The sequence below is a fragment of the Candidatus Bathyanammoxibius amoris genome, assembly GCA_024451685.1.
Lineage (GTDB): Bacteria > Planctomycetota > Brocadiia > Brocadiales > Bathyanammoxibiaceae > Bathyanammoxibius > Bathyanammoxibius amoris.
The window spans coordinates 68375-76374 of sequence record JAMXCW010000005.1; the positions used below are offsets into that span (position 1 = coordinate 68375).

At 52.0% G+C, this 8000-nt stretch carries 7 protein-coding genes; all 7 read left to right on the forward strand.

The window, feature by feature from the left end:
• The 7 genes from mraY to NOU37_04535 are packed head-to-tail and all read left to right on the forward strand — an operon-like array spanning position 1 to position 7685.
• Complete coding sequence (gene mraY / locus NOU37_04505; GenBank protein MCQ4574487.1) at positions 1-1092, forward strand: phospho-N-acetylmuramoyl-pentapeptide-transferase; 1092 nt, start codon at positions 1-3, stop codon at positions 1090-1092.
• Between the two features lie 21 nt (positions 1093-1113).
• Entirely contained in the window at positions 1114-2349 is a 1236-nt protein-coding gene (ftsW, locus tag NOU37_04510) for a putative lipid II flippase FtsW (protein ID MCQ4574488.1), read from the forward strand.
• Entirely contained in the window at positions 2346-3491 is a 1146-nt protein-coding gene (gene murG / locus NOU37_04515; protein ID MCQ4574489.1) for an undecaprenyldiphospho-muramoylpentapeptide beta-N-acetylglucosaminyltransferase, read from the forward strand. Before ftsW ends, murG begins: the two co-directional genes overlap by 4 nt.
• On the forward strand, positions 3461-4909 hold the full coding sequence (murC, locus tag NOU37_04520) for a UDP-N-acetylmuramate--L-alanine ligase (protein MCQ4574490.1): 1449 nt from the start codon (positions 3461-3463) through the stop codon (positions 4907-4909). The genes murG and murC overlap by 31 nt, the downstream gene beginning before the upstream one ends.
• Entirely contained in the window at positions 4890-5768 is an 879-nt protein-coding gene (murB, locus tag NOU37_04525; protein ID MCQ4574491.1) for a UDP-N-acetylmuramate dehydrogenase, read from the forward strand. Before murC ends, murB begins: the two co-directional genes overlap by 20 nt.
• The gene (locus NOU37_04530) at positions 5762-6790 is read left to right on the forward strand and encodes a D-alanine--D-alanine ligase (GenBank protein ID MCQ4574492.1); all 1029 of its coding nucleotides are present in this window, start codon (positions 5762-5764) and stop codon (positions 6788-6790) included. The genes murB and NOU37_04530 overlap by 7 nt, the downstream gene beginning before the upstream one ends.
• 1 nt (position 6791) lies before the next feature.
• Positions 6792-7685, forward strand: a complete 894-nt coding sequence (locus NOU37_04535) for a hypothetical protein (GenBank protein ID MCQ4574493.1) — start codon at positions 6792-6794, stop codon at positions 7683-7685.
• Positions 7686-8000 lie beyond the last annotated feature (315 nt).

Below are 8000 nucleotides of genomic sequence, written 5' to 3' on the forward strand. Positions count from 1 at the left end.
ATGTATAGTTACTTGAACCTGGGTTTACTTTCTCCAAACGCGTATAGCGGGATAGACGACGTGGTGCTCAGGTCGAGTCTCGCGGCTCTCACCGCATTTGTGGTCAGTCTGTTCCTGGGGGCAAAACTTATTGAAAAGTTGAGGGCGTATAAGGTGTCGGAGGACGTGTCCAAGACCCCGTCAGACGAGGTAAGGAGGCTTCACGCCAATAAAAAGGGCACACCTACCATGGGTGGGATAATCATACTCCTGTCCGTGTTTATTTCCACCTGTCTTTGGTCAGACATTACGGACTATTCAATTATGGTACTGCTTTTTGCCGCCGTTAGCCTGGGGGCATTAGGGTTTGCGGACGATTACATAAAACTTACACACAAGGATTCTATGGGACTAAAGGACCGGACAAAGCTTTCATTCCAGCTCGGCATTGGTTTGCTCCTGGGTATAACCCTTTATGTGCACTTTAGCGGGCTTGACGTCGGCAGTCAGATTACGTTGCCGGTGTTAAAGGAGGCTGTCCTGGGATTGGATTGGTTCTATGTGGTGCTGGTCATGTTCTTTGTCGCCTGGACTTCTAATGCAGTGAACATAACCGATGGGTTGGACGGTCTGGCGATAGGCTGCACCATTATGACCAGTATTGTCTTCTGTGTCGTTGCCTACGTGGTGGGGGATTGGGAAACCAGCAGGTTTTTCGACGTGCAGCACGTCCCAGGCGCCAGGGAACTGAGCATCTTTTGCGCGGCACTGGCGGGTTCGGGGCTGGGGTTTCTCTGGTACAACGGGTTTCCGGCCCAGGCCTTTATGGGAGACGTCGGTTCTCTGAGCGTTGGCGGTATCCTGGCGCTTGTGGCGCTCCTCACAAAACAAGAGATAGTACTGGTCCTGGTAGGCATAGTGTTCATGGTCGAGGCCATGTCCGTGTTTGTGCAGATTGCAGTGTACAAGGTCTCCGGAAAGAGGGTCTTACGCTGTGCGCCGCTTCATCATCATTTTCAGTTTATAGGCTGGCCGGAGAGCAAGATTACCGTGAGGTTCTGGATATTGACGGCAGTGATGAGTCTGTTTGGTCTATTGGTTTTTAGAATTTAAGGAGCGAGTAGTAAGTTGGCAATGCGACTAAATGAACCATCTGGATTAATAATATGCCTTGTGACCTGTCTCCTTGGGGTGGGTATGTTGATGGTATACAGTTCCGACTGGGCATCCTCCATAGGGATAAAGAGTAGCGGTTACGGGGTGCTCGTTAGACATACGATAGGGCTTGTGATTGGCGTGGGGGCGATGGTTGGCATTATGTGGCTGGGTTACTGGAGACTTGAGCCGCCGCTCATAGCCTACATTATTCTGGGTCTGGCCGTCTTTGGCTTGATACTGGTTCTTATACCGGGCATCGGGAACGTTCACGGTGGGGCAAGGAGGTGGATAAGGTTTGGCTCGTTGATAGGCTTCCAGCCATCGGAATTTGCAAAACTGGGCATGATATTATTTCTGGCCAGCTGGGCCGCAAATAATCGCGACCGGATGCACGAACTAATCAGGGGCTTCCTCATTCCACTAGCTGTCATAGCGGGGCTTACCGGCCTTACGGTACTTGAACCGGACTTTGGCACCGCCACCTTTATGGCCGCCCTGGGCATGATGATTATGGTGGTGGCAGGCACAAGATGGAGTTATGTGGGTATTACGGCTGCGGCGGCGTTGCCCGTTATTGGCTTGCTTGCGTATCTGGAGCCGTACAGGAGGGCCAGGCTGCTTGCGTTTATGGACCCCTGGGGCGATTCCAGTGGCGGGGGCTATCACCTGATACAGTCATGGATTGCGCTGGGCTCGGGAGGTCTGACTGGCAAGGGTCTTGGGGAAGGGCACCAGAAGCTCCTCTTCCTGCCCGAAAGCAGCGGCGATTTCATATTTGCCGTGCTTGGCGAGGAGACCGGTTTTCTGGGCACGTTCGGGGTGCTGGCGGTTTTTGCCGTCTTTGTCTGGCAGGGTCTGAGAGTGGCTAATAGGGCTAAAGATCACTTTGGTCATGTGCTGGCGCTGAGCGTTACCTTCATGATTGGGTATCAGGCGGCTTTCAATATGGCGGTGGCGTTAGGCTGTGTGCCGACAAAGGGTATTGCGCTGCCGTTTATAAGTTCGGGCGGGTCTTCTATTCTTTCCTCCCTGATTGCCGTCGGGCTTTTGCTAAGTGTTGCGAGACGTTATGAGGCGGAAGGGGCCTTTCTTGGCCGGCCGTGGAGAACCTCCGCCCGTGGAGAGGGTGTTATGGAGCAAAGACCGGTAAGACCTGCATGGGGCAGGAAGGTGTTTACTAACAAAAAAATAGAAGGGATGGTAAGACCTTGAAAGTTGTATTTGCTGGTGGTGGTACCGGTGGACATCTTATGGCTGGTATAGCTACGGCAGAAGAAATAAAGTCTCGTCTTCCTGAAGCGGATATATCGTTTTTCGGCACGGGGAACGCCATTGAAAAAAGATGCCTGCGGGACAGAGGGTTTGGGTTCGTCAGTCTGAAGGGCACCGGGTGGAAAGGTTCCATAGCGAATGCAGTCGTATTTGTTTATGGATTCTTTTTGAGTCTGTTTAAATCTTTGTGGACCTTAAAGGAGCTAAGGCCGGACGCCGTATTTGGTCTTGGCGGTTACGCTTCACTGGGCCCAGTAGTAGGCGCGTTTCTCTTCAAGGTGCCTGTGATAATACTTGAACAGAATGTGGTTCCAGGTAAGGCTAACCGGCTCCTGTCCAGGTTTGCCGACCTGGTGTTGTGTCACAGGCCTTCTCCCAAGACGTTAGCGTGTTGCAGAGACGTGAAGAAACTTCACTTCACGGGTACGCCACTGAGGAAGGAGGTATTCAGCTATGAGAGGGGCAAGGCGGCTGAGTTGTTTGGGCTTTCACCCGGGAAGATCACCATACTTATATTGGGAGGTAGCCAGGGGGCGGCCGCGATAAACAGGTCGGTGACCGGTTGTCTGCCGGAGCTAGCGAAGAAACACCATGATATACAGGTAATCCATTGTACCGGCAGCGAGGACTATCTGCGGGTAAAGCGTGCGTATGAAGCCGCCGGTATTGATGCAAGGGTGTATGATTTTCTTGATGAGATGGGTGCCGCCTATAGCGTGGCGGACCTGGCGGTCTCCAGAGCAGGGGCTACTACCCTGGCCGAGCTTACGGCGCGAGGTGTCCCTGCGGTGCTGATTCCGTATCCACATGGCACGGATAAACACCAGCATATGAACGCGCTGGAACTCTCGAAAAGGGATGCGGCGGTACTTCTGGAGGAACGTTTTTTAACACAGAAGAGTCTTTCAAAGGTCTTTTTTGAGCTCCTGGGAGATCGAGGGAGGCTAAGCAGGATGGGCCTTGCGTCGAGGTCTATGGGCATGCCGGGGGCCGCTCAAGAGGTGGTGGATATTGTTCTGAAACTACTGGAAAGGGATGAGAACGGGAAGATATGCCGAAACTTATCACTGCAGACGACGTAACCAAAGGGGCATTGAGCTCATTAAAGGGGCGTAAAGTATACCTTGTTGGTATAGGCGGTACGGGTATGAGTGCTATAGCAAAGGTGTTGATTGAAGGTGGATGCAGTGTCTACGGTTCCGACCTGCAGCTTACGCCGGCGATTTTTGCGCTGGAGAATATGGGCGCGAGCATAACCCTGAGGCAGGACGGTTCCTGGATAAGGCCTGACACGGCACTGGTTATTGCCACGTCGGCGGTAGGCAGCGACAACGAGGAGTTGAGGGTCGCCCGCAGGCACGGCATCAAGGTGGTAAAGTACGCGCAGGCACTGGGCGTGCTGATGGGCGAAAAGACCGGGATAGCGGTAAGCGGCACCCACGGCAAGACAACGACCTCGGCCATTATCACTGTGGTACTTAAGGCGGCTGGCCTGTGCCCCAGCTTTGTCATAGGGGGAGAGGTGTTGGAGCTTGGTGGTAGTTCGGGCATGGGAAGTGGCGAACATTTTGTGGTGGAAGCCTGTGAATATGACAGGTCTTTCTTTAACCTCTCGCCGCACGTAGGTGTCATTACAAACATAGAGGGAGAACACTTCGACTACTACTGTGACATGGAGGAACTGGTGGAGGCCTTTCACAAATTTGCGTCTCAAGTACCTGAAGATGGTTTGCTGGTAGTGTCGGGTGAAGACGACAATGTTAGAAAGGCGGTTGAGAATTTATCTTCAAGGGTGGAGACCTACTCTGTGGATTATGCGGCTGACTGGACTGCAACGACTCCTGTAATTGAAGACGGAAAGAGTGGCTTCCGTGTGTTTCATCGGGACAGGCCCTATGGAGAATTCAGTTTGAAGCTTCCCGGCGCACACAACGTGATGAACGCGCTCGCAGCCATAGCCGTGAGTCATAACGCGGGTGTTGATAAAGACGTTATTAGAGAGGCGCTTTCAAATTTTGCAGGGGTTAAGCGCCGCTTCGAGGTGCTGAGCACGATAGGGGATATAACGGTGGTAGATGACTACGGACACCACCCCACCGAGATTAGTGTGACGCTCCAGGCGGCCAGGGAGTTCTTCCCGGGGAGGAGGCTGTGGTGCGCCTTTCAGCCACACCAGTACAAACGGACGCGTACGATGCTGAAGGCTCTAGCCAGGGCGTTTGAGAAGGCGGATATGACAGTTTTTACCGACATTTATCCGGCAAGAGACAGCCAGAAGGACATGAACTCTGTGAGTTCTATGGACCTCCTTTTAGAGGCCAGGGGTGTGGGGATAAAGGCCTTCTACGTGCCGGGTCTTGATAATGTCGCAAAGGAGATATCCTCACGCATACACCCGGGGGACGTAGTGATGACCATAGGGGCCGGTAACGTATGGCAAGTAGGGGTGGAGTTAGTTTCTATTTTAAAGGACAGATACAATGGTAAGGGCATTGACTGATGGGGCCTTTAAGTATGAACATCCTTTGTGTCAATATACTTCATTCGGGGTGGGTGGTAGTGCTGATGTATTTGTTGAACCTTCCGGCGTGTCTCAGCTCCAGGATGCCTTGCGTTACGGAAACGAACAGGGGCTGGATACATATGTCTTGGGCAAGGGTTGTAACTTATTGATATCGGACAGTGGCGTAAGGGGTATGGTAGTGCATTTGAACGGTCAGTACTTCAACAGAATAAGGCGAAAAGATTCTGAGGTTATAGTTTGCGGCGGAGGTGCAAGCCTGTCGAGGCTGGTCCGCGGGGCGGCTTACCTGGAACTGGAAGGGTTGGAGACGCTCGTGGGCGTACCGGGCAGTGTGGGCGGCGCGGTGGCCATGAATGCCGGTGGCAGGTACGGCACCATCGGAAGTTGTGTCAGGGGCGTGACGGCCGTGGGCTACGACGGGGAGCTTTATCACTACGAAGGTGATGAGATTGACTTTGGTTACCGCACCTCCAGTATCTCTAACCAGATAATACTGGAAGTAGAGCTCGAACTGAAGGCAGGTAGCAAGGACGCCATTTTGAAGCGAATGTGGGATCTTTTTAGTGAAAAAAGGAAGACACAACCATTAGATGCCAGGAGCGCGGGTTGCATCTTTAAGAACCCGAAAGGTTATAGTGCGGGCGCATTGATAGACAAGTCGGGCCTTAAGAGCTCGAGGGTTGGTGACGCTACGGTCTCGTGCAAGCACGCAAACTTTATAGTTAACCTGGGTTCGGCGACGGCCTCCCAGATACTTGAGCTTATCCATAGGATAAGAGAAGAGGTAAAGAGGCGGATTGGCCTTCTATTAGACATGGAGATAAAGACATGGTAACAGGACAAGCCTTTCTTCCCGCCGCGAGTAAGCCCGTTTATGTGCCGGACGGACAAATGGGTAAGCGAGTGGCGGTGCTCATGGGGGGTATGTCTCCTGAAAGGGAGGTTTCCCTCTCATCCGGCCGTGCAGTGGTGAAGGCCCTGGAAGAAGCGGGCTATGCGGTAACGCCCGTCGTGGTTAATGATGAGGAAGTCGGGGAATTGGACGGCCTCGATATTGACGTGGCATTTATCGCCATGCACGGATGCTTCGGGGAGGACGGAGGTATCCAGAGACTGCTGGAGTCCAGAGGGATTCCCTACACCGGTTCCGGCGTACCTGCCAGCAGGATGGCGATGGACAAGATAGAGACAAAGTGGATGTTTGTCCTGTCGGGACTGCCTACTCCGAAGTTTATGACCCTGAGGAGGGGCCGCCCGATACAAGAACTGGAAGGTCTTCTGCTTGAGAAACTACCAATGCCACTGGTAACGAAACCCTCTACGGGCGGTTCCAGTGTGGGCGTGTCGATTGTCCATAACGTCCCGGAGTTGTCTGGAGCCCTCGAGACGGCCTTCCGTTATGATGAAAATGCAGTTATTGAAAGCTATATCGCAGGCAGGGAGCTTACCGTTGGGATTCTTGGCGAAGAGGCTTTACCTGTCATTGAAATAAGGCCTGGAAGGGAGTTCTACGACCTCAGCGCAAAGTATGAGGATAAGGGTACGTGTTACATAACTGCCCCTGATGTCCCAAAAGATATTTATGAAAGAGCACAACAACTGGCCCTTAGTGCCCACCGAAAGCTGGATTGTTCGGGGTTCTCAAGGGTGGATATGATCCTGAGTGACGACATGGAGCTGTATATTCTGGAGGTCAATACGATTCCCGGTTTGACGGAAAGGAGTTTGGTGCCCAAGGCGGCAGAGGCTGCGGGGATGAGCTTTCAGGAGCTGTGTGAGAGAATCATATCACTTGCGCTGAAAGACCTGCAACACGTAGAGAGAAGAAGCGAGAACCTTGAGTGCGTAGGGGTATGATATGAAAGCTATCGCAAGAGATAGAAACGTAGTCAATACCGGAAGGTTGAAGGGCACAATAGAGTCGATGTCTTTTCATATCAGCCTTCTTGTGGTCTGTATCGGCCTTCTGGGTTGGGCTACTTACGAAGGCTGGCGGCATTTTACGGTTATGGAGGACTTTAGCGTACGGAGCGTCTCGTTGTCTGTCTTTCCCGTGGATGAAGCGAAACCTGCGTTACTGAAAGAGATAAGGAATACGAAGGGACTGCTGGGAAGGAGCCTCTTCGAGAAAGACCTGACCGCAAAAGTGGCGGAAATATTAGAAAAGAATCCATGGGTTTTGAAAGTACATTCAGTGAAGAAGGGGTTTCCTGACAAACTCAACGTAAAGCTTGAGATCAGGAAACCGGTAGCCGTCTTGAGGAAAAACGGCGCGTACCATCTCCTTGATGATGAGGGCGTGGTACTACCGACAAGCTATTATTCCTGGCCGTCTGATCAGGCCGAGACTCCCTATATACAATCCGCGCACATAAGAAAAAGCCCAAGACCCGGGGAGTGTTTAGACAACGTTGGAGTCCAGGCCGGTTTGAAACTTGTGAAGTTCTTGAAGAACAATAACGCACATAGACTGTTGGGGATAAAGGTTGTAGACGTTAGCAATGTAGGTCTGGGAAGAACAATGGGAGAGAGCGACATAATTCTTTGGACAAGTAGCGGCGTCGCAATAAAGTGGGGTTGCTCCACGCTTTGTCAACAGGTGGATGAACTCTCTGACAGTGAGAAACTGGAGAACCTCTACAGTGTGGTGAAACTGGAAGGCTCGAAGATTAGTAATATGGAATATATAGATGTGAGATGGAAAAACCCACGCGGAAAGCTACGTAAGGAGATTGCCAGTATCAAAAAATAAACGGCCTCGTAAGATATTAAAAGAGAATATATCCGCCTCGTCTCCATCTGCCTAGGGGGCAGATGGACTGTGCGCCTGAGCGCGTGCAAGATATAAGAGAAATAGCCACCCCTCACCTATGGCGAGGCGGAGATCTTAAGCTTGGGAGTGAATCTTGACACTGAAAATAGACAGAGAATAAAGAGTTTATCCGCCTCGTCTCCATCTGCCTAGGGGGCAGATGGACTGTACGCCTAGACGCGTGCAAGATATAAGAGAAATAGCCACCCCTCACCTATGGCGAGGCGGAGATCTTAAGCTTGGGAGTGAATCTTG

What these genes read in the sequence shown, in the direction of transcription:
- ftsW (MCQ4574488.1), top strand. Translation starts at nt 1,114, where the DNA reads ATGCGACTAAATGAACCATCTGGATTAATAATATGCCTTGTGACCTGT.
- NOU37_04535 (MCQ4574493.1), top strand. Translation starts at nt 6,792, where the DNA reads ATGAAAGCTATCGCAAGAGATAGAAACGTAGTCAATACCGGAAGGTTG.
- murB (MCQ4574491.1), top strand. Translation starts at nt 4,890, where the DNA reads ATGGTAAGGGCATTGACTGATGGGGCCTTTAAGTATGAACATCCTTTG.
- mraY (MCQ4574487.1), top strand. Translation starts at nt 1, where the DNA reads ATGTATAGTTACTTGAACCTGGGTTTACTTTCTCCAAACGCGTATAGC.
- murC (MCQ4574490.1), top strand. Translation starts at nt 3,461, where the DNA reads ATGCCGAAACTTATCACTGCAGACGACGTAACCAAAGGGGCATTGAGC.
- NOU37_04530 (MCQ4574492.1), top strand. Translation starts at nt 5,762, where the DNA reads ATGGTAACAGGACAAGCCTTTCTTCCCGCCGCGAGTAAGCCCGTTTAT.